This is a genomic window from Spirillospora sp. NPDC048823 (genome assembly GCF_043198445.1).
Lineage (GTDB): Bacteria > Actinomycetota > Actinomycetes > Streptosporangiales > Streptosporangiaceae > Spirillospora.
The window spans coordinates 118,603-145,438 of sequence record NZ_JBICUT010000018.1; the positions used below are offsets into that span (position 1 = coordinate 118,603).

Consider the following 26,836-nt stretch of genomic DNA (forward strand, 5'->3'; position numbering starts at 1 on the left):
TTCTGCGTCCGCGGCTAGGAGTGCCAGGCGGACCACCATTGGAATTCGGTGCTGAGGAAGCGGTAGCCGCCGCCGAAGAACACCAGCGGCTCGGCGTGGTCGTCCGGGGCGGTCTCCAGCGCCGCGACCCGGCCGATGATGACGTCGTGGTCGCCGGCGGGGACGGTCTGCGGCTCGACGCACTCGAACACGGCCAGCGCGCTCGGCAGCAGCGGGACGCCGGTGCGGCCCGTCCTCGGCTCGATGGTGTCGAAGCGGTCGAAGCCGGGGCTGGCGAAGCGGCGGCAGAGCGCCAGCTGCCCCTCGCGCAGGACGTTCACGGCGAACGCGTCCGCCCCGGCGAACACCGGGTGCAGGCGGGACCCGCGGCCGACGCAGAACAGGACCAGCGGGGGATCGAGCGACACCGAGGTGAACGAGTTCACCGTCATCCCGACGGGCGTCCCGTCCGGGGTCGCGGCGGTCACGACGGCGACGCCCGTGGCGAATCTGCCGAACGCCGCGCGGAGCCGCCGCGGGAGCACGGGGTCGGGTGTCCGCGAGTCAGGGATCCGCATGGCTCTCCCGTTCCGGTCCGTCCGGTCCGTCCGGTGCAGTGTCCGGGCGCCCGCTCGAAGACCGCTTGGGCCGCGCGGCGCACGCCGGCGTCTCCCGGCCCCGTCCAGGACGGGGCTTCCAGCGCTTCTGCATCGCCGGTCAAGCGCCCCACGTCACCGTTGGTCCGGTGATCCCGTCACGGGACCGTCTGGTTAAGGAGCCGTTTCGTGTCCACACCGCGAGCTCAGAAGGTCACCGCCGCTGATGTCGTGCCCAACCGCCGCCGCGGCGGGGACATCCGGGTGCTGCTGAGCCCCAAGACCGTCAAGTCCACGTCCGGATTCATGGGGGAGCTGACCCTGGAGCCCGGTGAGTTCGTCTCCGAGCACCGGCATCCCTACTCCGAGGAGTTCCTCTACGTCGTGCGCGGCTCGCTGCTGATGAGGGTCGAGGACGAGACCGTCCGGCTCGGCCCCGGCGACTCGCTCATGGTCGCCATCAACGACCGGCACCGGCTGGAGAACGACGGCGCGGAGCAGGCGTTCGTCGTGTTCCACCTGAGCCCGCTGGCGCCGCGGCCCGACCTCGGCCACGTCGACACCGAGCCGCTGCCGCACCCCGCCGAGTCGGCGCCGAAGGTCGGCTGACCGTGAGGAGCGAACGCAGGGCGGTCATCACCGGAATCGGCGTGGTGGCCCCGGGCGGGATCGGCGCGAAGGCCTTCTGGGGCCTGCTGACCGCCGGCCGGACCGCGACCCGCACGATCTCCCTGTTCGACCCGACCGGGTTCCGGTCGCGGGTGGCCGCCGAGTGCGACTTCGACGCGGCGGCGCAGGGACTCACTCCGCAGGAGATCCGGCGGATGGACCGCGCCGCGCAGCTCGGGTCCGTCGCCGCCGACGAGGCCATCGCCGACAGCGGCCTGGACAAGGGCGCGCTGCGACCGGAGCGGGTGGGGGTGAGCCTCGGCAGCGCGGTCGGCTGCACGATGGGCCTCGAACAGGAGTACATCGTCCTCAGCGACGGCGGACGGCAGTGGGAGGTCGACCACGAGTACGGCGTCCCGCAGCTGTACGGGTACATGGTGCCGAGCACGCTGGCGGTGGAGGTGGCCTGGCGCGCCGCCGCCGAGGGGCCGGTGTCGCTGATCTCCACGGGCTGCACGTCCGGGCTGGACGCCGTCGCGCACGGCGCGCAGCTCATCCGGGAGGGCGCCGCCGACGTCATGATCGCCGGGGCGACGGACGCGCCGATCTCCCCGATCACCTCTGGCTGCTTCGACGCGATCAAGGCGACGACGCCCAACAACGCCGACGCCGAGCACGCGTCCCGTCCGTTCGACCGGGACCGGGACGGCTTCGTCCTCGGCGAGGGCTCGGCGGTCTTCGTGCTGGAGGAACTGTCCGCCGCCCGTGCCCGGGGCGCCCACGTCTATGCGGAGATCGCCGGGTTCGCGAGCCGGAGCAACGCCTTCCACATGACCGGCCTCAAGCCGGACGGCCGCGAGATGGCGGAGGCGATCAGCGTTGCCATGCGGCAGGCCGGGCTGGGGCCGGACGACATCGACTACATCAACGCCCACGGGTCGGGCACCAAGCAGAACGACCGACACGAGACCGCGGCGTTCAAGCGGAGCCTCGGGCGGCGTGCCTACGAGGTGCCGGTCAGCTCGATCAAGTCGATGGTCGGGCATTCGCTGGGCGCGATCGGCTCCATCGAGGTGGCGGCGAGCGCCCTGGCGATCGAGCACGACGTGGTGCCGCCGACCGCCAATCTGCACACACCCGACCCCGAGTGCGACCTGGACTACGTGCCGCTCACGGCGCGCGACCACCGCACCGACGTCGTGCTCAGCGTCGGCAGCGGCTTCGGCGGTTTCCAGACGGCGATGCTGCTGGCCCGGCCGGGGGAGGCCGCGTGACCGCGCCGGACCGGGTGATGGAGCGTCCCCGGACGAGCGTGGCCGCGCCGGTCGTCACGGGCCTCGGCGTCATCACGCCGCTGGGGCTCGGGACGGACGACTACTGGGCCGCGACGCTGGAGGGACGCCGGGGCCTCGGCCCGATCACCCGGTTCGACCCGTCGTCGTACCCGGTGCGGCTGGCCGGCGAGGTCCGCGGGTTCACGGCGGCGGACCATGTGCCGAGCCGCGCCATCCCGCAGACCGACCACTGGACCCACATGGGCCTGGCGGCGGCGCGGCTCGCCCTAGCCGACGCCGAGGTCGACCCGGCGGAACTGCCCGAGTACGAGATGGCGGTGGTCACCGCCGCCTCGTCGGGCGGCACCGAGTTCGGGCAGCGGGAGATGGTGAACCTGTGGGGGCGCGGCCCGGGGTTCGTCGGCGCCTACCAGTCGATCGCGTGGTTCTACGCGGCGACCACGGGCCAGATCTCCATCCGGCACGGCATGCGCGGCCCGTGCGGCGTGATCGCGACCGAGCAGGCGGGCGGGCTGGACGCGCTCGCGCACGCGCGCCGGCTGCTGCGCGACGGCACCCGGGTCGCGGTCAGCGGCGGCGCCGACGCGTCGCTGTGCCCGTACGGGCTCGTCGCGCAGCTCAGTTCCGGCCGGCTCAGCGTCCGGACCGATCCGGCGCGGGCCTACCTGCCCTTCGACCCGGACGCCTGCGGGTATCTGCCGGGCGAGGGCGGCGCGCTGCTGATCGTCGAGGACGCCGGGCACGCGGCGCGGCGGGGCGCCCCCCGCGTCTACGGCGAGATCGCCGGGTACGGCGTCACGTTCGACCCGCCGCCCGGGTCGAGCCGCCCGCCGGCGCTGCGGCGGGCGATCGAGAACGCCCTCACCGACGCGGGCGCCGAGCCCGGTGACGTGGACGTCGTGTTCGCCGACGCGATGGGCGTCCCGGACCTGGACCGGGTCGAGGCGGACGCGCTGAACGGCGTCTTCGGCCCGGGGGGCGTGCCGGTCACCGCGCCGAAGACGATGACCGGACGCCTGTACGCGGGCGGTGCGGCGCTGGACACGGTGTCGGCGCTGCTGTCGGTCCGCGACGCGGTGATCCCGCCGACCGTGGGCGTCCGGGAGGGCGCGGGCGGGCTGGACCTGGTGATCGGGCGGCCCCGCCCGGCGCCGGTGCGGTGCGCACTGGTCGTGGCGCGGGGCTATGGCGGGTTCAACTCGGCGCTGGTGGTGCGCGCGGCCACCTGAGGCACGGCGCGCGGCGGAACGGAAGCGCGGAGGACGGAAGGAGGCGCGGATGTCGGAGATCCTGATGCTGATCGCGTTGATGGGCAACGCGATCGCGGTGGGGGTGTTCAGCGCGACCGTGCTGGGCGGCGTCCCGCTGCTGCTGGCGCTGCCCGGCGAGCAGTACGTGCATGCTCACGGGTTCCTGGCGACCCGCTACGACCCGTTCATGCCCGTCACCATCCTGCTGACGGTGCTGGCGGACCTGGCGCTGGCCGCGGCAGGGCCCGGGACGGCGCTGCGGCTGCTCGGCGGCGCGGCGGGCCTGGTGATGGCGTCGGTGATCACGGTGTCGATCACCAAGAACGTGCCGATCAACCACTGGGTGGCGGCGCAGGACCCGGCGTCGCTTCCGGCCGACTGGCCGGAGCGGCGCAGCCGATGGCGGCGGTGGAACGCGGTGCGTTCGGCGCTGGCCCTGTCCGCGCTGGCCGTCAACCTCTCCGCGGCCATCGTCCTGATCATGTGACCGTCGGTACATAGCCCTTCACATTTCACCGTCCCGCCGGGTTCGGTTTACATATTCGCAGCTCAGCACCATTGCCTGCCGGCGATGGTGCTGACTCATTGGTGCTGACTCATTTCTGACGTTCTGAAAAACTCAGAGTGACCTTGACAGATTGTCATCTGGTATTTGAATCTCCGGCTCCGTATACTCGTGCTGGAGTATCCGTTCACGGGGAGTTTTCAGTGGCGAAACGAAAAGTCTCGAACCCGCTGGCTTTAGCCGTGCTCGCGGCGCTTTTCGAGCGTTCCATGCACCCGTACGAACTGGCCGGGTTGCTCAAGACGCGCGGCAAGGAGCAGAGCGTCCGGATGAATTACGGATCGCTCTACACCGTTGTCGACGCGCTGGCCCGCGCCGGGTACATCGAACCTGTGGACACCTTCCGGGAGGGGCGGCGCCCGGAACGGACCGTGTACGCGCTGACCGTGTCCGGCCGGACGGAGTTGAAGGACTGGCTCAGCGAGATCCTGCGCACCCCCGCCAAGGAGTACCCGGAGTTCGAGTCGGGGCTGTCACTGCTCCCGGTGCTGCTGCCGGAGGAGGTGATCCGGCTGCTCGAAGAGCGGATCGAGGCGCTGGACGGCCGGCTCGCCGAGGTCCGGGGGTTCATGGAGCGGATGCGCGAGACCGGGCTGCGCCGGCTGTTCATGATCGAGACCGAGTACCACGAGGCGCTGCTGCGCGCCGAGCAGTGCTGGGTGCGCGCGCTCGTCACCGAGTTCCAGGGCGGCGCCTATGAGGACCTCGACGCCTGGCGGCGCTGGCACGCCGAGGTCATCGCCGACCGCGGGTTCACCGAGGAGGAGAGCATGCATTGACGATCGGCCCCCGGCGGCCGGTGGGTGCCGCCGGGGGCAATGACCTTTTGACGGTGCCGGCGGGGGCAATGACCTTTTGACGGTGCCGGCGGGGGCGATCCGAGAGAACGGCGATGCTCCCCTGCGACGCCGGATCGCCTCCCCGGCCATGATCGCCGGACGATTATCTCTGTGGGAGTGCGCTGATGACCTTTGACAGCACGACCCTTGACAGCACGGCCATTAACGGCGCGGCCATTGAGGTCACGGACCTCACCAAGACCTACCCCAACGGCGTCCGCGCCGTGGACGGGATCTCGTTCTCGGTCCGGAATGGCACGGTGTTCGGCCTGCTCGGGCCGAGCGGCGCGGGCAAGTCCACCATTATCAAGATCCTCACAACGCTCGCCCGGCCCGGATCCGGCGGCGTCCGGGTCGCCGGTGTGGACGTCGTCCGGGAGCCGGCGCAGGCGCGCCGCAGGATCGGCTGCGTCACCCAGCAGAGCGGCGTCGACCCGTGCGCGACCAGCCGGGAGGCCCTCACTCTGCAGGGCCGGTTGTACGGGCTGAACGGGCGGCTCCTGCGGAACCGGGTGGACTCCCTCCTCGAACGGTTCGCCCTGGCGGACCTCGCCGACCGGCCGACCCGGACGTACTCCGGCGGCATGCGCCGCCGGCTCGATGTCGCCCTTGGCCTGGTGCACGAGCCGCACGTGCTGTTCCTGGACGAACCCACGACCGGGCTCGACCCGGAGACGCGCACCGACCTGTGGGCCGAGATCTTCGGCATGGCCGCCGTCGGCATCACGGTCGTGCTGTCCACCCACTATCTGGAGGAGGTCGACGAGCTGGCCAGCACGCTCGCCATCCTCGACCGCGGCAAGATCGTCGCCATGGGGTCGCCGAGCCAGCTCAAACGCGAGGCGGGCGGCGACGCGCTGCGCGTCGAGCTGGTGGAACCGCCGGGCGAGGGCAAGGTGCGCAAGGCGCTGGCGGGTGTCGAGGGCGTGGGCAACATCGTCGTCGCGGGCTGCGGCCTCAGCGCCAGGGTCGAGCGCGGCGCCGTGAGCGCCCCCTACCTGGTGGCGGCGCTGGAGTCGGCCGGTGTCCGGGTGGTGTCGCTGACCCTGTCGGCCCCCACGATCGGGGACGTCTACCTGCGCCACGCCGGCCGCCTGCTCCGCAGCGCCCAGGAGGCGCCGAGCCGATGAGTGACGGCGCCGCGCACCTCTACCACATGACGGTCCGCGATCTCCGCAACACCGTCCGGCAGCCGTCCTACGTGCTGGCCGCCCTGATCCAGCCGGTGGTCTGGCTGCTGCTGTTCGGCCAGCTGCTGGCGCCGGTCATGGAGACCCGGATCGTCGACGGCTCCTACATCATCTTCCTCACCCCCGGGATCGTCGCGCTGACCGCCGTGTTCGCCAGCGGCTGGAGCGGGATGCTGTTCGTGACCGAGATGGACCAGGGCATGCTCAACCGGTTCCTGGTGACGCCCGTCCAGCGCTGGGCGCTGATCGCCGGGCGGCTGGCCCAGCAGGCCATCGTGGTGCTCGCGCAGAGCGCCCTGATCCTGGTCATCGGGGTGTCCCTCGGGGCGCGGTTCCCCGGCGGCCTTCCCATCCTGCTGACGTTCTTCGCCTGCATCGCCCTCAGCACCGTCGCGTTCGCCTCGATGTCGAACATGCTGGGCCTGCTCACCCGCAGCCACCAGGCGGTGGTCGGCATCGCCCAGCTCATGGTGCTGCCGCTGGTGTTCCTCTCGGAGATCTTCGTCCCGCGCCACGAGATGCCGGGCTGGATGAGCACCGTCGCCACCGTGAACCCGGTGAACTGGCTCGTCCAGGTCGGACGGCAGTCGATCCGCGACGACGTCGCATGGAGTCATGTCCTCGACCGGGGTTTCGGGCTGCTGGTGGTCGCGGTCGCCGGTTTCTGGCTGTCGACCTTGGCGCTCCGCGTCTACCAGCGGCAGGTGTGACCGCGTGACGTTGATGACGCGTGACGTTGATGACGCGTGACCTGGTGACCGCGTGACCGCTTGATCCGGGGCCGGCGCGTGCCGGTCCCGGATCGGCGGGCCGTCAGGCGGCGGCCGCGAGTTCCTTCTCCCCGGACGGCTCGTTCCGCTGGGCCCTCTCCAGGCGGTCCGGCAGCGCCGCCTTGTAGAGCGGCAGCGCCGCCGCCGTGGTGAGCACGGCCACCAGTACCAGCATCGAGAACACCTGCTGGCCGATCATTCCCTGCGCCAGCCCGATGTTGATGAAGATCAGGATCATCAGCCCGCGGGCGTTCATCAGGGCGCCGACCGCGTTGGACTCACGCCATCCGAACCCGAGCGACCGCATGGCCAGCGAGCAGCCGAGGTACTTGCCGGTGAACCCGGCCAGCAGGATCGTCAGGAACGCCAGCAGCATCGTGGCGCCGCCGAGGCCGTCCAGCCGGGTGTTGAGCCCGGAGAAGGCGAAGAAGATCGGCAGTAGCAGCGTGGACACCACGTCCATCATCCGCCCGTGCAGCATCCGCCGGAACGCGGCGTCGCGCGGCATGGCGAGCCCGGCGATGAAGCCGCCGAACACCGAGTAGATCCCGATCCAGTCGGTGAACCAGCCGGAGATGAGCGGGACCAGGACGACCAGGTACATGGCGCCGTTGCTGATCTGCCCGGACCGCAGCACATGCCGGCCGAGGGCGCGCAGCAGCCGCGACACGACGGTCAGCATCAGCACCGCGAACAGGGCCGCCAGCCCGATCGTGCGGGCCGCACCGCCGGGGCCGGAGTCGACGTGGATCGCGGTCAGGACCGCCAGGGTGCACCAGGCCACCGCGTCGTCGACGCCGCCGGCCATCAGCGACAGCTTCCCCAGCGGCGAGTTCTCCAGCCCGCGCTCGTAGAGGATGCGCGCCAGCATCGGGAAGGCGGTGATCGACAGCGCACCGCCGATGAAGGCGGCGAAGAACCACCGGCCGATGCCGGGGTCGGACAGCGTGCTCCACAGCAGCAGCCCGGCGCCCATGCCGAGGATCATCGCCGGGAGGATTCCCGCGATCGCCACGATCGCCGGCTGGTGGGCGGGCTGCCGCGGCCCCGAGCCGCCGTGCTCCATGCCGGCGCCGACGAGGAACATGTACAGCGTGAGCCCGATGGTGCTCAGCACGTACAGGATGGGCGTCACCTCGGACGGGAAGATCTTGGCCTGGACGTCGGGGAACAGCCAGCCGAACAGCGTCGGGCCGAGCAGGACGCCGGCGATCATCTCGCCCAGGACGCGCGGCTGCCAGAGCCGGGTCGCGAGCCGCCCGCACACGGCCGAGACGATGAGGATGACGATCACGGCCGGGAGGACCTTGAGGGTGAGTTCCAGATTCGGGTCGGTCTGCGCCGCCGCGAGTGTGTGGTGCATCGTGTCTCCGCTGGGGATCTAGGAGCGCGTGCCGCTCCGCCTTGTCACCGACTTTGCGGCCGAGCGCCTGAAGCCCGGGTCGAGGGCGGCTGGAGCTCCGCCCGCGGTCCCGTCCTGGTGGCGTCGAGGCGCGTCCGCGAGCGGGACTCCAGCGGGGATCGAGCCGCCCCGGCGACGATGCGCGGATGGATGACGCGCACGCGGCCGCGACGCCGCGCACCGCCCTGATCACCGGCGCGGGACGCGGCATCGGCCGCGCGGTCGCCGCCGAGCTGCACCGCCGCGGCCTGCGGCTGGTGGTGACCGCGCGGACCGCCGGCGACGCCCGTGAGACGGCCGCGAGCCTCGGTCCGGACGTCGAGGGCCGCGAGCTGGACGTCACCGACCCGGACGCGCCCAAGCGCGTCGCCGCCGGCATCGGCCCGGTGGACGTGCTGGTGTGCAACGCGGGCGTCCTGCTGGACGCGGGCACCGACCCGCTGTCGGTGCCGGTGGACCTCGTCGACCAGACGCTGAAGGTGAACCTGCTCGGGACGTGGCGGGTCGCGCAGGCGTTCGTGCCCGGCATGGTCGAGCGCGGATGGGGCCGCGTGGTGATCATCTCCAGCGGCACCACCGCGGAGTTCGGCGGCAGGCTGTTCGGCGGCGCCCCCGGCTACTCCATCTCCAAGAGCGCCCTCAACGGGCTCGCCTCGCTGCTGGCCGCGCAGACCGAGGGGACCGGCGTGCTGGTGAACGCGGTGAACCCGGGACGGGTCCGGACCCGGATGATGCCGGGCCAGCGGCGGACCCCCGACGACGTCGCCCCGTTCATCGCCGACGCGGCGACGCTCCCGGCGGACGGACCGACCGGAGGATTCCTCACCGACAAGCGCGGCCCAGGCTGAGCCCGGCGGCGCGGGAACAGGAGACGGCATGGAACTGGAACTGGCCGGAAAGAAGGCCGTGGTCACGGGGGCGGGCCAGGGGATCGGCCTCGCCGTCGCCGGCGCGCTCGCCGACGCGGGCGCCGACGTGTTCGGCGGGGCGCGCACCGTCGGCCCGGAGCTGCGCGCGGTCACCAAGCACACGATGGAGGTCGACCTCGCCACGGAGGACGGCCCGCGGCTGCTCGTGGAGGCGGCGATCGAGGAGTTCGGCGGCCTGGACGTCCTCGTCAACAACGTCGGCGGCGGCGTCAGCTGGGCGGCGAGCTTCCTCGACATCGACGACGACGTGTGGCGGCGGTCGTTCGAGCTGAACCTCTTCAGCACGGTCCGGGCGAGCCGTGCGGCGCTGCCGAGCCTGGTCGAGCGCGGCGGGACGCTCGTCAACATCGGGTCGGCGAACTCGCGCGCGGCGGACCCGCAGCTCGCGCACTACGCGGCGGCGAAGGCCGCGCTGTCCAACCTCGGCAAGTCGCTGTCGCTGGAGTTCTCGCCGAAGGGAGTGCGGGTCAACACCATCTCCCCCGGCCCGGTCCGGACGCGGATCTGGACCAAGCCGGAGATCGTCGAGAAGTCGGGGATGTCGGCGGAGGAGTTCGTCGCGGCGGTGCCCGGCCGGGCCGGGCTGACCACGGGGGCGATGGTGGAGCCGTCGGAGATCGCGGCGCTGGTGGTGCTGCTGGCGTCCGGCCGCGTCCCGAGCATCACCGGCACCGACCTGTCGGTGGACGCCGGGCTGCTGAAGAACACGTAGCCGCGGCGAACACGTAGCCGCGGCGAACACGTAGCCGCGGCGAACGCGTAGCCGCGGAGAGCCGCGGAGAGTCATGGACATCGCCCCCGGTCGTTGCGATCGAGCAGCGGCCGGGGGCCGGTCACATCCGGGCGGTGCCCGGCTCGGGGGCGAGCGCGTCACATGCGCAGGGCGCGGGCGATCACGTCCGCCTGGGCGGGCTCCTCGACGCAGGGGAACAGGATCAGCTCGTCGCAGCCCACGTCGCGGTAGCCGGCGACGAAGTCGCGGAGCCGGCCCTCGTCGGTGATCACGCTCTTCACCGCCATCTCGGCCTTCCAGCCGATGAACGAGTAGTAGTCGACCAGGTAGCTCTCGGCGCGCTCGCGCGCCCCGGCGCCCAGGGCCACGTAGGCGATGGCGACGAGCCGCGGTTCGCCCGCCCGGCCGGCGGACGCCCACGCCTTGCGGGCGCGGCCCGCCAGCTCCCCGTAGCCGGCGGCGGAGCTGCCGCCCGCGATCCAGCCGTCGCCGTAGGCCGCGGCGCGTTCCATGGCCGCGTCGGAATGGCCGCCGACCAGCAGCGGCGGGCAGCCGCCCGCCGGGACGGGGCCGGGCACGGGGCCGTCGCCCGTCCCGTCGCAGAAGCCGCGCAGCTCGCCGAGGAGCGTGTCGAGCCGGCGTCCCCGCCCGGCGTAGGGCGTCCCGCAGGCGTCGTAGTCGTCGGCGCGCCCGCCGGCCGCGACACCGATCGTGAGCCGCCCGCCCGACAGCCGGTCCACGCTCGCCAGCTGCTTGATCAGCAGCGCGCGGTCGCCGCGGTAGGCGGCGATCAGGATGGTCGTGGCCAGCCGGATGCGGCTGGTGGCGCCCGCCGCGGCGGCGAGCGTGGTCAGCGGCTCGTACCCGTCGTACATCAGCCGGTCGAGGGTGCCCAGCGAGGAGAACCCGAGGTCCTCGGCGCGGCGCGCCCAGCCGAGCAGCGCGCTTCCGGGGGTGCCGGGGATCATCGTCGGCAGCCCGATCCCGATGTCCATCAGATGCCCCCGTCCACGTTGAGGGTGGCGCCGGTGATGTACCGGGACATGTCGCTCGCCAGGAACAGCACCGCGCCGGCGACGTCGGCGTTCGAGCCGAGCTCGCCGAGCGCCGTCATGCTGCGGATGATGTCGGCGACCGGGGGCGGCGGCCCGCCGCCCGGCTCGGTCACGATCACGCCGGGCGCGACCACGTTGACGCGGACGCGGCGGTGCCCGATCTCCTTGGCCAGCGATCGGGTCAGCCCGGTGAGCGCCGTCTTGGACGCGCCGTAGTGGGAGCTCTCCGGCCGCCCGCGGAACCCGGCGACGGCGCCGACGTTGATGATCGAGCCGCCGTCGGCGAGCAGCGGCAGCGCCGCCTGCGTCACCGTGAAGCAGCTCGTCAGGTTGGTCTCCAGGACGCGGCTCCATTCCGCGGCGGTCAGCTCCTCCAGCGGCGACCGCGCGTCGATGCCGACGTTGTTCACGACGACGTCCAGGCCGCCGAACGCGTCCCGGCAGGCGTCCGCCAGCGCGGCGACGCCGTCCGCGTCGGTCACGTCGGCCTGGACCACGCGGTGGTCGCCGCCGAGCGCCTTCAACTCGCGGGCGAGGCTCTCCGCGGCCTCGCCCGCACTGCGGTGGCAGACCACGACGGCGGCCCCGGACCGGGCGAAGGAGACCGCGGTCTCCCGGCCGATACCGCGGGTGCCGCCGGTGATCAGGACGCGTTTTCCGGCCAATCCGAGATCCACGGCTTTCCCTCCTCGCACGGGGACATGGCGCGCGCCTGCGGCGATGTCGATGCGCCTGCGGCGATGTCGATGGCGCCTGTGGCGACGTCGCCGCCGACGATGCCCCGGGACGCTCGCGCCGGGCTGGAGGCCCGCTCCCACCGTCCGCCCGGCGATTCGAGCCGGGTTCGACCGGGACCGGAGGGCCGCGCCCGAGCATGGCGACGACCACGAGAGGAGGCCGGCGTGCACCGGACATTGATCGTCGCGCACATGGATCCGGCCGAGGCGGGCGACGTGGCGCGAATCTTCGCGGATTCCGACGCCAGCGACCTGCCCCGGATGATCGGCGTGTCACGACGCACGCTCTTCCGTTTCCACGACCTGTACTTCCATCTCGTCGAAGCGGACGAGGACATCGCGCCGAACCTGTACAAGGCGCGCAGCCATCCGCTCTACGGCGAGATCAACGAACGGCTGTCGCATCACATCCGGCCGTACGACCCGAACTGGAAAGAGCCCCGGGACGCGATGGCCGAACCCTTCTACGTCTGGGACGCCAACGGTGAGTGACTACGACGACGAGGTTCCCGTTCTGATCGTCGGTGCCGGGCCGGTGGGGCTGTCGGCGGCGGCGTTCCTCGGCCGGTACGGCGTGCGGACGCTGCTGGTGGAGAAGCGCGCCGACACCTCCGTGCTGCCGCGTGCGCCGGGGCTGCAGGCCCGCACCATGGAGATCTTCCGCGCCGCCGGGATGGGCGAGGAGGTGCGGGCGCTGGAGATCGGCGACTCGCACGTCTTCTTCGAGGGCGGCATCCTGCGCGTCAACACCTACTCCGAGATCGCGGACGCCGAGGTCGTGGAGGCCCCGTCCCTGGACGGCCCGGACATCAGCCCCGAGCGGGTGATGGGCTGCGGCCAGGACCGCTACGAGGTGGTGCTGGCGGGCAAGGCCCGGGAGTTCGGCGCCGAGATCCGCTTCGGCGTCCGGCTGCGGTCCCTCGAACAGGACGCGGACGGCGTCACCGCCCAGGTGGAGGACACCGCGACCGGCGCGGTCCGCACCGTCCGCGCCCGCTACCTGATCGGCGCGGACGGCGCGGGCAGCACGGTCCGGCGGGTGCTCGGGATCGAGCGTTCCGGCCGCGGCACGGTGTTCAACGCGCTCAGCATCTACTTCCGCGCAGCGGAGCTGGAGGCGGCGCTGGCGGACCGTCCGTTCATCCTCTGCTACGCCACCGCGGGCGGGTCGATGACGGGGCTGTCCCGGCTGCACGGCTGCGACCCGTGGCTGGCCGCGCCCGTCTACCACCCGGAGAAGGGCGAGACGCCCGAGGACTTCACCGACGAGCGCTGCGTGGAGATCGTCCGGGAGGCGTCCGGGCTCCCCGAGATGGACGTCGAGATCATGGCGAAGGTGCCGTGGGAGGGCGCGCAGCTCGTGGCGGAGCGGTTCCGGGACGGCCGGGTGTTCCTGGCCGGGGACGCCGCGCACGTCCATCCGCCGGCCGGCGGGTTCGGCGCGAACACCGGCATCCACGACGCGCACAACCTCGCGTGGAAGCTGGCGGCCCGGCTGGGCGGCTGGGCGGGGGACGCGCTGCTGGACACCTACCACGAGGAGCGGCACGCGGTCGGCGGCGCCATGGCCGAGCAGGCGATGGTCCGCAACCGCATCCGGCACGGCTACGCCGACGACGAGGTCCGCGCGCAGATGGTGGACGACATCGTCATCACGCTCGGCTACCGCTACGGCTCCCGGGCCGTCGCGTCGGCGGAGCGCGGCCCGGTGCTCACGCAGCCGCTCACGCTGACGGGGGAGCCGGGGACGCGGGCGCCGCACCTCTGGCTCGAACGCGACGGGAAGCAGATCTCCACGGTCGACCTGTTCTGGGACTCGTTCGTGCTGCTGACCGGGCCGGACGGCGGCGCGTGGCACGAGGCGGCGGTCCGGATCGCCGGGCGCACCGGCGTCCCGCTGCGGGCGGTGCAGATCGGTGACGGCGGCGACTACACCGCCGTGGACCGGGACTGGACGTCGGCGTTCGGGGTGTCGCCCCGGGGCGCGGTCCTGGTCCGGCCGGACGCGTTCGTCGCCTGGCGCACCTCCGACCGGTCGCCGGAGCCCGAGATGGTCCTCGCGGACGTGCTCGGCCAGATGGCCGACGCCGACGTGCCGGGCCGGACGGCCGGCGTCGGCGCCGCGGCGGCGGCGCGGTGACCGAGAGCCGATGATGCGCGAGGAACTGGCGGCCATCGCCCGGTCCGCGGTGGCCCGGATCACCGGGCACCCGTTCTGGGCGGGCCTGCGAAGCGGCGCGCTGCCGCCGGCGGCGCTGTGGCACTTCGCCGAGCAGGACGCGCACCACGTCGTGCCCGCGTACGCGCGGGCGCTGGCGGGGTGCGCGGCGATCGCCGACGCCGACGCGCACGGGGCGCTGCTCGCCTCGGCGGCCAGTGCCACCTTCGGGTCGCTGCCCCGCCTGGACGAGGAGCTGGGGAAGCTCGCGGCGTCGCTCGGACGCCCGGCCGCCGCCGCGGGTCCCGCCCCGGACGTGCACGCCTACACCTCGTTCATGCTCGCCGCTCCCGCCGGCCCGTTCGCCGGCGGGATCGGCGGGCTGCTGCCGATGACCTGGTTCCACCTCCTGGTCTCCGACGACCTGCGGGAACGCCACGACCCCGGCTCCCGCTACGCCGAGTGGATCGCGCGGTACCTCCCCGACGGCGACTACCTGCAGGAGTACGTGGACGGCTACCTCGACATGATCGACGAGGTGGCCGCCGGCGCCACGTCCGGCGAGCGGCGGCTGCTCGCCCGGCGGTTCCTCTTCGGTGCCCGGCTGGAGCTGGCGTTCGCCGATTCGGCATGGCGGCTCCGGGAGTGGCCGACATAACCCCGGGCCGGCCCGGTCCAGAAGGCCCGTTCAGTCGTCTCACGATTCGAGTGTTCTTCGAGCCGACGGTTCCACACTCGCACGGTCAGCATCCGGAACCACACCGGCACGGAGAAGATTGATGGGCAGAGTCAGACACCCCGCTCGCGAGAAGATCCGAAGCAGAGTCCGCCGGACGCCCCGGGCCGCCGCCGTCGTCATGGCAGCCGTTCTCGGTGCGACGTCCGCCCTGACGGGGACCGCCGCCGCCCAGCAGGAGCGCGGCTGGTGGAACGACGGGACGCGGTACTACGTCGACTGCGGCTCCGGCGACGACGGCGCGCCGGGCACGAGCCCCGGCGAGGCGTGGAAGACGCTCGCCAAGGTCAACACCGTCACGTTCGAGCCCGGCGACACCATCTCCCTGCGCCGCGGCACCACCTGCGGCGGGACGCTGGAACCGAAGGGCTCCGGCACGGCGCGCGCACCGATCAGCCTGGACGCCTACGGGTACGGCGCCCGCCCGGTGATCAACGGCGGCGGCGCCCGCGCGGCCGTGTTCCTGCACGACGTCCAGGGCTGGGAGATCCGCAGACTGGAGATCACCAACCCGGGCCCCGACGACGGCGCCCCCCGCATCGGCATCTACGTGCTGCTGGACGACTACGGCACCGGCGAGCACTACGTGGTCGACAACGTCAAGATCCACGACGTTCCGGGCTGCGACTGCCTCCAGGCGGAGAAGGAGAACAGCGGCGGCATCGTGTTCAAGGCCGCCGGGTCCGAGACGCCCACCGGCTTCGACGGGATCCGCGTCACCCGCAACCAGATCAGCGACATCGACAACGTCGGGATCGGCACCGTGTCGCAGTGGGTGAAACGCGACCTGTACCCGGGCGGCACCAACCACTGGGTGCCGATGAGGAACGTCCACGTCACCTGGAACCAGGTCAGGAACACCGGCGGCGACGGCATCCTGGTGTCCAACGGCGTCGACTCCGTGACCGCCCACAACAAGGTCGACGGCTTCGGGCTTCGCGGGGTGCAGGCCCACGCGGGGATCCTGGCGTTCAACTCCGACCGCCCGGTCGTGCAGTACAACGAGGTGACGGGCGGTTCGAGCAACCCGCCGTCGTTCGCGTTCAGCGTCGACGCCGGCAACCGCGACCTCGTCTACCAGTACAACTACAGCCACGACAACGACGGCCCGTTCATCCTGTTCTGCGCGTTCGCGGGGACGTCCGGCGACGGTGCGAAGATCCGCTACAACCTCAGCGAGAACGACCTCGACCTGGCGATCGGGACGTTCACCATCCCCATCGTGTCCAACGGCTGCGACAACCCGATCGAGGACGTCGAGTTCTACAACAACGTCATCCACAGCGAGCGGGCGGGGCGGCTGGTCCGCAGCCTCCCGCACACGCCGATCAAGTTCAGCAACAACGTGTTCTCCGGCCGTGACGCCGGCGCGTCGATCGTGGACGACGTCGGCGTCTACGACCACAACGTCTACCGGAACGTGACCGGGATCCCGGCGGGCGACCAGCACGCGATCACCCAGGACCCGAGGTTCACCGCCCCGGGCTCGGGACCGTGGGGCTACCGCCTGCGCTGCGGTTCCCCCGCCATCGGCGCGGGAGTCGACGTCGCCGGCGACGGCGGCCGCGACCTGTTCGGCAACCGGATCCCCTCGCCGCCGAACATCGGCGTCTACCAGGGGCGCTGCGCGCGTTAGCGGGCGGTGAAGCGAAGGGCCGGTGGTGGCCCCTCCCGGGGAAGGCCACCACCGGCCCCTTTCGCATGCCCGGCCCCGGGCTCCGCGGTCAGCCGGCCTGGCGCAGCTCGGCGACGCCCATCTCGTCGACGAGGCTGGTGGTGTGCTTGGCCGCGCGGAAGGTGGGGTCGTCCAGCACCTCGCGGAGGAACTCCCGCGTCGTCCGGACGCCCCGCCCGGAGACGCGGAACTCCTCCAGCGCCCGCCCGGCCCGCTCGATGGCCTGCCGCCGGTCGGGCGCCCAGACGGCGACCTTCGCCAGCAGCGGGTCGTAGTCGGCCGTCACCCGGAAGCCGGGGTGGCCGTGGGTGTCCACCCGGACGAACGGGCCGGCGGGCGGCTGGAACTCGTCGACGACTCCGGGCGTCGGCATGAACCCGCGGCGCGGGTCCTCGGCGTTGACGCGGCATTCGATCGACACGCCGCGCGGCGCGATGTCGTCCTGGGTGACCGACAGCCCGTCCCCGGCCGCGACCCGCAGCTGCTCGCGGACCAGGTCGACGCCGGTGACCAGCTCGGTGACCGGATGTTCGACCTGGATGCGGCAGTTGACCTCCATGAACGTGAAGCCGCCGTCGTCGTCGACGAGGAACTCGTAGGTGCCGGCCCCGGGGTAGTCGACCTGCTCGGCGGCCCGCACCGCGGCGGCGCAGATGCGGTCGGCGAGCTCGCGGGGCAGGCCGGGCGCCGGCGTCTCCTCGACGAGCTTCTGCCGGCGCCGCTGCACTGAGCAGTCCCGCTCGCCGAGGTGGACGACGCCGCCGCGCCCGTCCCCGAGCACCTGGACCTCGATGTGGCGGGCGTGTTCGAGGTACCGCTCCAGGTAGAGGCGCGGGTCCCCGAAGACGGCCTGGGCGCTCGCGCGTGCCTGCGCCCACGCGCGGGGCAGCTCGCGGGCGTTCCGGACGACGGTCATGCCGCGTCCGCCGCCGCCCGCGGTCGCCTTCAGGATCAGCGGGTAGCCGACCTCGGCGGCGATGGAGCGGGCCTGTTCCAGCGTCGTCAGCGACTCCGGGCTGCCCGGCAGCACCGGCAGCCCGGCGGCCTTGGCGATCTCCCGGGCCCGCGCCTTGTCGCCGAGCCGGCCGAGCAGCTCGGCCGAGGGCCCGATGAACGTCAGCCCCTCCGCCTCGCAGATCTCGGCGAAGTCGGGGTCCTCCGACAGGAACCCGTACCCGGGGTGGATCGCGTCCGCGCCGGTCTGCAGCGCCGCCGTGACGATCGCGGCGGCGTTGAGGTAGCTGTGCCGCGCTGCGGCGGGTCCGATGCGGACGCACTCGTCGGCGAACCGCGTCACCGCCGTGCCGCGGTCGCTGTCGGAGCACACCGCGACCGTTCGGATGCCCATATCGCGGCAGGTGCGGGCGACGCGGAGCGCGATCTCACCTCGGTTGGCGATCAGGATGGTCGAGAACAACGGGCTTCCTCTCGTTGACCGCGCGGGCTGGCGCGGCGGACGGCGGATTCCTGGTGGCGGGTGGCCTGGTGGCGGGTGGCTCCTAGTAGCGGCGGAAGCGGCGGCGGCGCTGCGCCACCAGCTCCGCCGGGGGGAGGCCGGCGACCTCCGCGAGCGCCTCGTCGAGCGCGGCGCGCAGCAGCTCGGCGGCCTGGGAGGGGTCGTGGTGGGCGCCGCCGTCCGGCTCGGGGACGACGGCGTCGACGATGCCGTTGCCGAGCAGGTCGCGGGCGCCGATCTGCAGCGCGGCGGCGGCCCGGGGCGCGGCGGACTGGTCCTTCCACAGGATCGCCGCGCAGCCCTCCGGACTGATCACCGAGTACATGGCGCCGGCGCAGGCCAGTACCCGGTCGGCGACGGCGAGCGCGAGCGCGCCGCCGCTGCCTCCCTCACCGGTGATCGCCGCGATGACCGGGACGGGCAGCCCGGACATGAGCCGGATGTTCTCCGCGATCGCCCACGCCTGCCCGCGCTCCTCCGCGCCGATGCCGGGATGCGCGCCCGGCGTGTCGACCAGGGTGAGGATCGGCAGCCCCAGCTTGACCGCCAGCCGCATGAGGCGCGCGGCCTTGCGGTATCCCTCCGGTAGCGCCATGCCGAAGTTGCGCCGCACCCGCTCGGCGGTGTCGCGGCCCTTCTGGTGCCCGATCAGGACGACCTGCCGGTCGCCGAGCCGCCCGACGCCGCCCACGATGGCCGGGCAGTCGCCGGTGAGCCGGTCGCCGCGCAGCTCCTGGAAGCCGTCGAGCAGCTGGTTCGCGTATTCGAGGGTGTTCGGGCGGTTCTCGTGCCGCGCCGCCTTGATCACCTGTTCGGGGTCGAGGTCGGGAAGCAGCGCCGGGTCGCGGATCAGCCGCGTGCTCGCCGCCGCCGTCGTCGGCGTCGTCGTGGCCGGCGGCTCGGTGGCGGGCGGGCCGCCCCGCTTGCGCGGACGCACCGGATGCTGGGCTTCGAGCAGGTCGGCGATCGTCGTCCGGAGCGCGGTGCGGGGGACGACCGCGTCCACCAGCCCCCGGGTGAGCAGGAACTCGGCCGTCTGGAACCCCTCGGGCAGGTCGGCCTGGATCGTCTGCCGGATGACCCGTGGCCCGGCGAAGCCGACGCGTGCGCCGGGCTCGGCCAGGATGACGTCCCCCAGGGTCGCGTAGGAGGCGGCGACGCCCCCGTACGTCGGGTCGCTGATGAGCGAGATGGTGAGGATGCCGGCCTCGTCCAGTTCGGCGAGCGCCTGGCTGGTCTTCGCCATCTGCATCAGCGCGAGGGCACCCTCCTGCATCCGGGCGCCGCCCGACGCGGTGACGATGATGAGCGGCCGGCGCAGCCGCAGCGCCGTCTCCGCCGCGCGGGTGATGGCCTCCCCGACCCCGCCGCCGAGGCTGCCGCCCATGAACCGGAAGTCCATGACCGCCGCCACGACGGGACGCCCGATCACCTCGCCGGTGACGCACAGGACGGCGTCGGTCATGCCGGTCTCCGCGCGGGCCTCGCGGAGCCGCTCCACGTAGGGGCGGGAGTCGGTGAAGCCGAGCGGGTCGTCCGGTACCCGCGGGGGAGCCAGCGGCTCGGCCGAGCCCGCGTCCAGGAGCTGCTCGACGCGTTGCCCGGCGGTGAGCCGGTCGTGGCGGCCGCATCCGGGGCATGTCCGCAGGATGCGTTCGTAGCGGCCGCCGTAGATCAGTTCTGAGCACTGGGGGCAGCGGGTCCATACCGCAGTTGGCGCAGTCACGTCTGAAGCGTGACCCGGCGGGCTCAATGGCCGGTTGAAGCGGGCTGGGGGCGGCGCATCACGAGGCATCCGGCGTGGCCGTCGTCTCCGAGCGAGGTCACGATGGCCACCGAGTCCTCCGCGGCGTCCGTGGCCTGCCAGGCGGCGATCAGGGCGGCGATCTGCAGTGCGCCGCTCGCGCTGTAGCTCTCGCCCAGCCGTGCCGCCGGCCGGATCCAGTGCGGCGGCGGCCCGTCCGCGGGCGAACGGCGAAGGGCGGCCCGGACGGCGTCCTCCTCGGCGGCCCGCAGCCCCCGGATTCCCGTCGCGCCCAGCGAAACGGTGTCGACGTCGGCGGCGGAGACGCCGCTGCGCCGCAGCGCACGGTCGACGCATCCCGCCAGTGACGTGCGCATACCCCCGGAACCTGGGGTTCCGACCTCGCAGGCGAGGAGCTCGGCCAGCGGTGTCCGCCCGGCCGCCGCCGCCCCGTCCGGTGTCTCGACGACGAACACGGCCGCGCCCTCACCGACCGCCGTCCCCGGCGCGAGGGCGCCGGAGTGGTGCCAGGCCCAGGCGGACTCGGCGCACAGCTCCTCCGCCGCGCCGACCAGGGCACGGTCGACCCGCCCCCGCGCGATCGCGTTGCGCGCGTAGCGGACGGCGGCCAGCCCCGACAGGCGGCCGTCGGCGATCGTGGCGTTCACCCCGCGCAGGGAGTTCCAGATCGCGAGCTGGCCGGCGCAGAAGTTCATGACCGCGCTGGGGAAGCGGTTGGCGCGCACCAGGTACGGCTTGTCCCGCACGAGCGTCTCCCGGGAGAACTCGCTGGAACTGCGGACGCTGCCGGTGCTGCTGCCGATCACGACGCCGGTCCGCGCGCGTTCCGCGTCGGCCAGGGGCGCGCCGAGCCCCCCGAGGGCGTGGTGCGCGGCCACCAGGGCGAGCAGGGTGGTGCGGTCCAGCGACCGGATCCCCTTCGTGCCGAGGGACTCCGCGACCCGCAGGTCCGGTGCCGCGGCCAGCGCCATCGGCGGGAAGTCGCCGCCGATCGCGTCGAGGTCGGCGGCCTGCGGCCCGCCCGCCGAGGTGAGCGGCGCCAGGCCGTGGCCCGCGGGTGAGACCACGCCGCAGCCGGTGATGACGAGCGGCGCGACGATCGTGGTCGCCGCCGCCCGTGCCGGTGCCCGGGTCGGGGCCTGCGCGGGCGTCATGCCACTCGTCCCAGCACGGTGATGGCGTTGTTGCCGCCGAACGCGAACCCGTTGTTCTGGACGATCCGCGGTGACGCGGCGCGTCCGGTGCCGGGGACGCAGTCCAGCCCGTCCCCCAGCGCCGGATCGGGTGCGGCCACGTTCGCGGTGGGCGGCAGGAAGCCCTCGTGCAGCGCCATGCAGCAGATCAGCGCGCCGAACCCGCTGGCCGCGCCCATCGTGTGCCCGATCATGGATTTGATCGAGCTGATCGGCGGGAGCGCGTCACCGAACACGGTCCGCATCGCCGCGACCTCCGTGGCGTCGTTGGTGGGCGTACCGGTGCCGTGCGCGCAGATGTAGTCGATGTCCGCCGGGCGCACCCCCGCGTCCTGGTGCGCCGCGCGGACGCACGCGGCGATGCTCGTCGGGTCGGGCGCGACGGGGTGCTTGGCGTCGCAGTTGACGCCGTAGCCGAGGACCTCGGCGTAGACGCGCGCGCCGCGCGCCACCGCGCCGTCGAGCGTCTCCAGGAACAGCGCGACGCCGCCCTCGGCCGTGAGGATCCCCGAGCGGCCGGCGTCGAACGGGCGGCACACCGACTCGGCGAGGGCGCCGAGCCGGTAGAACCCGGCGTGCGACCACCGGTTCACCGAGTCCGCGCCGCCCGCGAGCATGAACGCGGCCTCGCCGGTGCGGATCATGTCGTAGGCGTAGCCGAGCGCGTAGTTGCTCGCCGAGCAGGCCGTCGCGATCGTGTGGGCCTCGCCGGTGAGCGCCAGTTCGGCGTTGACCGCGGCGGCGATCCGCCCGGCCGGGGCCTGCGGGACGAGCGCCGGGTCGAGCGCCTTCATGCCGCCCTCGACCGACTGGCCGGTGAGCGCCTCGATCACGGCGGACTCGCCGAACGTCGTTCCCATCGCCGAGCCGGTGACCTCGGCGGAGATCCGGCCGGGGTCGATGCCGGAGTCCTCGACGGCCAGCCGCGCGGCCGACGCGGCGAACAGGGCGCTGCGTCCCCACCGGCCGGTCTCCAGCCGGTGCAGGATCCGCTCCGGCTCGAAGTCGCCGACCTCCCCCGCGTAGGTGTACGGGAACCCGGTGGTGTCGAAGCTCCGGATGGGCGACACGCCGCTGCGTCCCTCGCGGACGGCCCGCGCGAACACGTGGGCGCCGGTCCCGAGGCTGCTGACGGCGCCGAGCCCGGTCACGACCACGCGCTCACTCATCGGACGCTCACTCATGGGACGTTCACTCATGGGTCGCTCACTCATCGGACGCCCTGCTGTAGCGCTCCAGGACCTCCAGCACGGCCGTCAGCGTCGTCAGTTCCGGCAGCACCTCGTTGGGCAGGTGGACGCCCATGTCCCGCTCGATGCTGGAGATGATGTCGATGGCCATCAGCGAGTCGGCGCCGTGGTCGTTCACGAAGTGGCTGGTCTCCGTCAGCTCGTCCGGCTCGACCTCCAGGACGTCGGTGAGGATGTCGCGCAACTGCTGGATCTGCTCGGTCCGGGTGGTCGCCGCCTGGGTCATCGCATATGCCTTTCACAAGGTGGGGGGCTCAGAGGGTGGGGGCTCAGAGGGTGGGGGCTCAGAGGGTGGGGAGGGGCGCTTCGTCGAGGGTCCGCTGGATCATCCGCGCCGCCTGCCGGTTGCCGTCGTCGTGCGGGTGCACGATGTCGGCGAAGGCGTCCCCCTCGAACCGGTCGGCGGACATGTTGAGGAACGACACCCCCAGCTCGGCGCAGCCCTCCGCGAGCAGGGCGGCGTAGGCGTCCCAGCACTTCTCCAGGGTGCTGTGGAGGATGCCGAAGACGGGGGCGTCGAAGTCGAAGCGTTCCCGCTCCGCTGCCGTCAGGTCGCGGGTGCGGGGGGTCGCGAGGGGCTGCAGGCACAGGACGATCCGGGTGCCCGGCGCGGCGGCCCGCGCGAGCAGCGCGAGGTCGCGGAGCCTGCGGCGGGCGGTGTCCTCCATCCGGGCCTGCGCCTCGGCGAGGTCCCACGGCCGGGTCGCCCGCGGGGCGAGGCGCCGTTCGTCCAGGTCGGGGACGGGTTTGCCGGCGGCGAGCGCGGCGAGGTCGAACACCGGGACGCGGACGAGGTCGTCGAACGTCCGCTCGTAGGAGATCGTCCCGTAGGCGCCGTCCGGGGTCAGTGAGCCGAACTGGTTGACCAGGTCGGTGCCGCCGCCGATGATCGCGACGTCGGACGCGGCGTGCAGGAACGGCGCGGCGGCGATGACCTCCTGCAGCGAGATCGCCGCGCACAGGCCGAGGTTGAGCCAGCTGATCCCGGTCAGGTCCGCCAGGTGCGAGGCGGGGGTGAACCGGTCCGCGGTCGCGCCGAGGCCGAGCGCCACCGAGTTCCCGAGCACGATGCCGCCTCCGCCGCCGGCGAGCCAGCCGGCGCAGTCGACCGTGCCCGACGGGGAGTCCGACAGCCGGAACCCCTCGTCGTCGATGTTGATGACGTCGGAGCGGTGGCCGGGGGAGAGGGTGAAGCCCAGGAAGGGATGCGGATAGAGGTCGAGGCCGTGCCTTTCCAGCAGCATCCCTCCGCGGTGCCGCCGCGCGAAGGACTCGTGCTCGAATTCCGGGGAGGAACCCACCGTGTGCTCCCGTTGTGTTCGTTGCCTGCTCGTGTTCGTTGCCTGCTCGTGTGGCCTGCTCGTGTGGCCTGCTCGTGTCCGTGGTCTGCGTACGGCCGGGACGGCCCGCACCGAGCCTGTCCACGCGAGATCGAAGGCGGCTCGCGAACGGCTCGACGCGGACGTCATGCGGCGGTCCATGCGGTCACGGTGGTCACCGGCCGGCCGTGGCGCCCACGCCGATGTGCGCGAGTTCGGCGACGACCCGCGCGGGCGGCGGCTGGTCGCGCATCTCGTCCCGCAGCGCCCGCGCGGCGTCCCGGTGGGCGGGGTCGTCGAGGACGGCGGTGAGCCCGTCCCGGATCGCGGCGGCCTCCACCCCCGGTGCGGGGAGCACCACCCCGGCGTTGGTCTCCGCGATGCGGGCCGCGTGCCGCACATGGTCGGGCAGGCGCGGGACGAGTACCTGCGGCAGCCCGCTGTCCAGCGCGGTGAGGATCGTCCCGGCGCCGCCCTGCGCGATGACGGCGTCGCATCTCGGCAGCAGCAGGTGCAGCGGCGCGCCCTCGACGACATGCGCCTCCGGCGGGAGCGGGCCGAGGAGGTCGCGCTGCCCGGGGGCGACCGCCACGATCACGTCCACCGGCAGTGCGGCGATGGCCCGGACGGCGTCCCCGGCGAGGAACAGCCGCGGGTCCAGCCTGCTGTAGGTGGTGCCCCAGGTGACGCACACGCGCGGGCGGCGGGCGGCGGGACGCGGGCTCGGCGGCGGAAGGACCCCCGGCCCGTTGTAGGGGACGTAGCGCATCGGCAGCCGCCGGGAGCCGGTCGGGACCTGCAGCCCCGCCGGGCACGGGTCGACGGTGGCGGCGCCGAACGGTTCGGCGCCGTCCAGGCCGAGCTTCTCGCACATCGGGGCGAGCACGTCCGGGAGGAACCTGCCCGCACCGCTCAGCAGGTCCGCCCCGTACAGGTGCCGGACCGCCGGGACGCCCACCGCGGCGGCGGCCAGCGGCCCGGCGAACGCCGTGGGCTCGTACACGATCAGGTCCGCGCGCCAGCCCTCGGCGAGCTTCATGAGATCACCGGTCATGGACTCGGCCAGGTCGCCCAGCAGCCCGAGGACGCGCGGGCCGCCGCCGCCCTTGCCCGGCCGCCCCTCCGGCGGATGCACGATGTCGCGGAAGACGGCGACCGCGTCGACGTCGCGGCCGACCGGCGCGGCGGGCAGCCCGGTGCGCAGGATCGTCCCGGTCAGTTCCGGCTCGCTCGCGATCAGCACCTCGTGCCCGGCGGCCCGGCAGGCCCACGCGAGCGGGACCATTGCGTACAGATGTGACGGCCACGCCCAGGTGGCGAAGATGACGCGCATGGCCACCACCGCACCACCGGCCGCTCGCCGTCGGCTCCAGTGCCGCTCAAGCCCGCGGTGATCGACTGCCCCCGGGTGTGCGGAGGGAGGCGGCGGTGACCAGACCGACCGAGGCCGAGCAGGCCATGACCGGACCGACCATCGAGGCGCGTGGCCTGGTGAAGCGTTTCGGCAGGACGACGGCGTTGGACGGGCTCGACCTCGACGTCATGCCGGGCAAGGTCGTCGCGGTCCTCGGGCCGAACGGGGCGGGGAAGACGACGTTCGTCCGGTCCGTGGCGACGCTGGTGAAGCCCGACGCGGGCGTGCTGCGGGTCGCCGGCCACGACGTGCGCCGCGACCCGCGGGCGGTGCGCCGCGCCATCGGGCTCGCCGGCCAGTTCGCGTCGGTGGAGCCCGCCATGACCGGCCGCGAGAACCTGGAGCTGGTCGCGCGCCTGTACGGGCAGTCCGCCCGAGCGGCCAGGGCCGCCGCGACGGCCGTCCTGGAGAGCTTCGGCCTGACGGACGTGGCGGACCGGCTCGTCCGGACGTACTCGGGCGGGATGCGGCGCAAGCTGGACCTCGGCGCCAGCATGGTGAGCGAGCCGCGGCTGCTGCTGCTCGACGAACCGACGACCGGCCTCGACCCGCGGGCGCGCCTGGACCTGTGGGACGCCATCGACGGGCTCGTCGAACGCGGCACCGACGTGCTGCTCACCACCCAGTACCTGGACGAGGCCGAGCGGCTCGCCGGGCACATCGTCATCATCGACCACGGCCGCGCGGTGGCGGCGGGGTCGCCCGCCGAGCTGAAACGCCGGGTGGGCGGCAACGTGCTGGAGGTCCACGTGCGCGACGAGGCGGACCTGGCGGCGATCGCCGCGGTGCTCGCGCGGGCGGGCCACGAACCGCAGATCGACGCGGCGGTGCGCCGGGTCAGCGCGGGCGTCGGCGACGGCGGGGCCGTCCACGCGCTGGTCGACGGGCTGCGCGCGGCGGAGGCGACCGGGGTGACGGTCGCCGACATCGGGGTGCGCGGCCCGAGCCTCGACGAGGTGTTCCTCGCCCTCACCGGAAAGGCGTCCCCCACCGAAACCCCGACCGAGACCCCCACCGAAACCCCCGCCGAAACCCCGGCCGACAGCCCCACCGAGACCGCCACCGACAGCCCCACCGACGCCTGAGGAGACGACCATGACCGTCAGCGCGACCGCCGGGGGCCGGGGTGCCGGCCTGGCGATGGGCACGTTCCTCGTTGCGAAACGGGCAGTGCTGACCTTCCTGCGCACCCCCCAGCTCGTCATCGTCGGGACGGTGCAGCTCGTGGGGTTCCTGGTGACGTTCCGCTACGTGTTCGGCGGGGCGTTCGGCACCTACAAGGGCCTGGACTACGTCGACTTCGCCGTCCCCGGCTTCATCGCCGCCGGGGTGCCGTTCACGCTCATCGGGACCGCCGTCGTGATGGCCGAGGACCTGCACACCGGGTTCGTCGACCGGCTGCGGTCGCTGCCGTCGCCGTCCGCGGCGGTGCTGACCGGGCGGGTCGTCGCCGACACCGCCGTACTCGCGTGGAGCCTCGCGATCGCGGCCCTCGTCGGGTTCGGCATCGGTTTCCGCCCGCACGGCACGGCCCTGGCCGCGCTGGCGGCGTTCGGCCTGTGCCTGGTGTTCGGGCTCGCGTTCAGCTGGGTCTTCATCACGCTGGGCCTGCTGGCCCGCAACGGGCAGGCCGCGCAGGGCCTGTCCCTGCTGGTCTTCCCGGTGACGTTCGGGTCGAGCGCGTACGTGCCCGTCGACACCATGCCGGGCTGGCTCCGCGCGTTCGCCGAGAACCAGCCGATGACCTCGATGGCCGACGCCGTCCGCGCCCTGACGCTGGGGGACCACGCCGTCCACGTCCTCGGGCACGACGCCGGCTACTTCGTGCCGCGGGCGCTCGCCTGGTGCGCCGTCATCATGGTCGTCTTCGCGGGCCTGGCCGTGGCCGTCTTCCGGCGCGGCTGACCCGCCTGCCCGGGTG

General features: G+C 73.2%; 26 protein-coding genes. 15 read left to right on the plus strand and 11 right to left on the minus strand.

Translation table 11 applies throughout. The features are described from left to right. Positions 1 to 14: 14 nt before the first annotated feature. Entirely contained in the window at positions 15 to 557 is a 543-nt protein-coding gene (locus tag ACGFK0_RS32035) for a flavin reductase family protein (protein WP_392911681.1), read from the minus strand. Between the two features lie 207 nt (positions 558 to 764). Here ACGFK0_RS32035 and ACGFK0_RS32040 point away from each other — a divergent pair, with 207 nt between their 5' ends. From ACGFK0_RS32040 to ACGFK0_RS32070, 7 genes are all read left to right on the plus strand, one after another. Further along, positions 765 to 1,184: a cupin domain-containing protein gene (locus ACGFK0_RS32040; protein ID WP_358460987.1), complete on the plus strand. Its 420-nt coding sequence runs from the start codon at positions 765 to 767 to the stop codon at positions 1,182 to 1,184. Further along, complete coding sequence (locus tag ACGFK0_RS32045) at positions 1,181 to 2,458, plus strand: beta-ketoacyl-[acyl-carrier-protein] synthase family protein (RefSeq protein ID WP_392911820.1); 1,278 nt, start codon at positions 1,181 to 1,183, stop codon at positions 2,456 to 2,458. Before ACGFK0_RS32040 ends, ACGFK0_RS32045 begins: the two co-directional genes overlap by 4 nt. 17 nt (positions 2,459 to 2,475) lie before the next feature. Beyond that, entirely contained in the window at positions 2,476 to 3,708 is a 1,233-nt protein-coding gene (locus ACGFK0_RS32050; RefSeq protein ID WP_392911822.1) for a ketosynthase chain-length factor, read from the plus strand. Between the two features lie 49 nt (positions 3,709 to 3,757). Further along, positions 3,758 to 4,216, plus strand: coding sequence for an anthrone oxygenase family protein (locus ACGFK0_RS32055; RefSeq protein WP_392911684.1), 459 nt, complete (start codon positions 3,758 to 3,760; stop codon positions 4,214 to 4,216). A 221-nt stretch (positions 4,217 to 4,437) separates the two neighbouring features. Then, complete coding sequence (locus ACGFK0_RS32060) at positions 4,438 to 5,073, plus strand: PadR family transcriptional regulator (RefSeq protein ID WP_392911687.1); 636 nt, start codon at positions 4,438 to 4,440, stop codon at positions 5,071 to 5,073. Between the two features lie 185 nt (positions 5,074 to 5,258). Then, complete coding sequence (locus tag ACGFK0_RS32065) at positions 5,259 to 6,263, plus strand: ATP-binding cassette domain-containing protein (RefSeq protein WP_392911689.1); 1,005 nt, start codon at positions 5,259 to 5,261, stop codon at positions 6,261 to 6,263. Next, positions 6,260 to 7,033, plus strand: coding sequence for an ABC transporter permease (locus ACGFK0_RS32070; RefSeq protein WP_392911691.1), 774 nt, complete (start codon positions 6,260 to 6,262; stop codon positions 7,031 to 7,033). The genes ACGFK0_RS32065 and ACGFK0_RS32070 overlap by 4 nt, the downstream gene beginning before the upstream one ends. Positions 7,034 to 7,136: 103 nt before the next feature. Here the strand turns inward: ACGFK0_RS32070 and ACGFK0_RS32075 are convergent, their stop codons facing one another. Beyond that, complete coding sequence (locus tag ACGFK0_RS32075; RefSeq protein ID WP_392911693.1) at positions 7,137 to 8,456, minus strand: cation:proton antiporter; 1,320 nt, start codon at positions 8,454 to 8,456, stop codon at positions 7,137 to 7,139. A gap of 185 nt (positions 8,457 to 8,641) precedes the next feature. Here ACGFK0_RS32075 and ACGFK0_RS32080 point away from each other — a divergent pair, with 185 nt between their 5' ends. Further along, a complete protein-coding gene (locus ACGFK0_RS32080) occupies positions 8,642 to 9,343 on the plus strand; it encodes an SDR family NAD(P)-dependent oxidoreductase (RefSeq protein WP_392911695.1) in 702 nt (233 codons plus the stop codon). A gap of 28 nt (positions 9,344 to 9,371) precedes the next feature. Further along, entirely contained in the window at positions 9,372 to 10,136 is a 765-nt protein-coding gene (locus tag ACGFK0_RS32085; RefSeq protein ID WP_392911697.1) for an SDR family NAD(P)-dependent oxidoreductase, read from the plus strand. Positions 10,137 to 10,294: 158 nt separating this feature from the next. Here the strand turns inward: ACGFK0_RS32085 and ACGFK0_RS32090 are convergent, their stop codons facing one another. Both ACGFK0_RS32090 and ACGFK0_RS32095 read right to left on the minus strand, forming a co-directional pair. After that, entirely contained in the window at positions 10,295 to 11,152 is an 858-nt protein-coding gene (locus tag ACGFK0_RS32090) for an LLM class flavin-dependent oxidoreductase (protein WP_392911699.1), read from the minus strand. Further along, entirely contained in the window at positions 11,152 to 11,889 is a 738-nt protein-coding gene (locus tag ACGFK0_RS32095) for an SDR family NAD(P)-dependent oxidoreductase (RefSeq protein WP_392911701.1), read from the minus strand. The genes ACGFK0_RS32090 and ACGFK0_RS32095 overlap by 1 nt, the downstream gene beginning before the upstream one ends. A 24-nt stretch (positions 11,890 to 11,913) precedes the next feature. Here ACGFK0_RS32095 and ACGFK0_RS32100 point away from each other — a divergent pair, with 24 nt between their 5' ends. From ACGFK0_RS32100 to ACGFK0_RS32115, 4 genes are all read left to right on the plus strand, one after another. After that, positions 11,914 to 12,441, plus strand: a complete 528-nt coding sequence (locus ACGFK0_RS32100) for a TcmI family type II polyketide cyclase (protein ID WP_392911703.1) — start codon at positions 11,914 to 11,916, stop codon at positions 12,439 to 12,441. Next, positions 12,434 to 14,089: an FAD-dependent monooxygenase gene (locus tag ACGFK0_RS32105; protein WP_392911705.1), complete on the plus strand. Its 1,656-nt coding sequence runs from the start codon at positions 12,434 to 12,436 to the stop codon at positions 14,087 to 14,089. The genes ACGFK0_RS32100 and ACGFK0_RS32105 overlap by 8 nt, the downstream gene beginning before the upstream one ends. 10 nt (positions 14,090 to 14,099) lie before the next feature. After that, complete coding sequence (locus tag ACGFK0_RS32110) at positions 14,100 to 14,765, plus strand: TenA family protein (RefSeq protein WP_392911707.1); 666 nt, start codon at positions 14,100 to 14,102, stop codon at positions 14,763 to 14,765. A gap of 121 nt (positions 14,766 to 14,886) precedes the next feature. Then, positions 14,887 to 16,479 carry a right-handed parallel beta-helix repeat-containing protein gene (locus ACGFK0_RS32115; RefSeq protein ID WP_392911709.1) on the plus strand — a complete coding sequence of 531 codons (1,593 nt, stop codon included), beginning with the start codon at positions 14,887 to 14,889 and terminating at the stop codon, positions 16,477 to 16,479. A gap of 88 nt (positions 16,480 to 16,567) precedes the next feature. Here ACGFK0_RS32115 and ACGFK0_RS32120 read toward each other — a convergent pair whose 3' ends face one another. From ACGFK0_RS32120 to ACGFK0_RS32150, 7 genes are all read right to left on the minus strand, one after another. Then, positions 16,568 to 17,935, minus strand: coding sequence for an acetyl/propionyl/methylcrotonyl-CoA carboxylase subunit alpha (locus ACGFK0_RS32120; RefSeq protein WP_392911712.1), 1,368 nt, complete (start codon positions 17,933 to 17,935; stop codon positions 16,568 to 16,570). A gap of 82 nt (positions 17,936 to 18,017) precedes the next feature. Then, positions 18,018 to 19,700: an acetyl-CoA carboxylase carboxyltransferase subunit alpha gene (locus ACGFK0_RS32125; protein WP_392911714.1), complete on the minus strand. Its 1,683-nt coding sequence runs from the start codon at positions 19,698 to 19,700 to the stop codon at positions 18,018 to 18,020. A 23-nt stretch (positions 19,701 to 19,723) separates the two neighbouring features. Continuing rightward, positions 19,724 to 20,893, minus strand: coding sequence for a beta-ketoacyl synthase N-terminal-like domain-containing protein (locus tag ACGFK0_RS32130; RefSeq protein WP_392911716.1), 1,170 nt, complete (start codon positions 20,891 to 20,893; stop codon positions 19,724 to 19,726). Next, positions 20,890 to 22,101, minus strand: coding sequence for a beta-ketoacyl-[acyl-carrier-protein] synthase family protein (locus ACGFK0_RS32135; protein ID WP_392911718.1), 1,212 nt, complete (start codon positions 22,099 to 22,101; stop codon positions 20,890 to 20,892). The genes ACGFK0_RS32130 and ACGFK0_RS32135 overlap by 4 nt, the downstream gene beginning before the upstream one ends. Positions 22,102 to 22,138: 37 nt before the next feature. Continuing rightward, complete coding sequence (locus tag ACGFK0_RS32140; RefSeq protein WP_392911720.1) at positions 22,139 to 22,408, minus strand: acyl carrier protein; 270 nt, start codon at positions 22,406 to 22,408, stop codon at positions 22,139 to 22,141. Positions 22,409 to 22,466: 58 nt separating this feature from the next. After that, the gene (locus ACGFK0_RS32145; RefSeq protein WP_392911722.1) at positions 22,467 to 23,483 is read right to left on the minus strand and encodes a hypothetical protein; all 1,017 of its coding nucleotides are present in this window, start codon (positions 23,481 to 23,483) and stop codon (positions 22,467 to 22,469) included. 193 nt (positions 23,484 to 23,676) lie between these two features. Beyond that, on the minus strand, positions 23,677 to 24,834 hold the full coding sequence (locus tag ACGFK0_RS32150; RefSeq protein WP_392911724.1) for a nucleotide disphospho-sugar-binding domain-containing protein: 1,158 nt from the start codon (positions 24,832 to 24,834) through the stop codon (positions 23,677 to 23,679). A 95-nt stretch (positions 24,835 to 24,929) separates the two neighbouring features. Here ACGFK0_RS32150 and ACGFK0_RS32155 point away from each other — a divergent pair, with 95 nt between their 5' ends. Together ACGFK0_RS32155 and ACGFK0_RS32160 are read left to right on the plus strand one after the other, a co-directional pair. Further along, entirely contained in the window at positions 24,930 to 26,000 is a 1,071-nt protein-coding gene (locus ACGFK0_RS32155; protein ID WP_392911726.1) for an ATP-binding cassette domain-containing protein, read from the plus strand. A gap of 10 nt (positions 26,001 to 26,010) precedes the next feature. Beyond that, positions 26,011 to 26,820 (plus strand): ABC transporter permease, encoded by an 810-nt coding sequence (locus ACGFK0_RS32160; RefSeq protein WP_392911728.1) that lies wholly within the window; start codon positions 26,011 to 26,013, stop codon positions 26,818 to 26,820. Positions 26,821 to 26,836 lie beyond the last annotated feature (16 nt).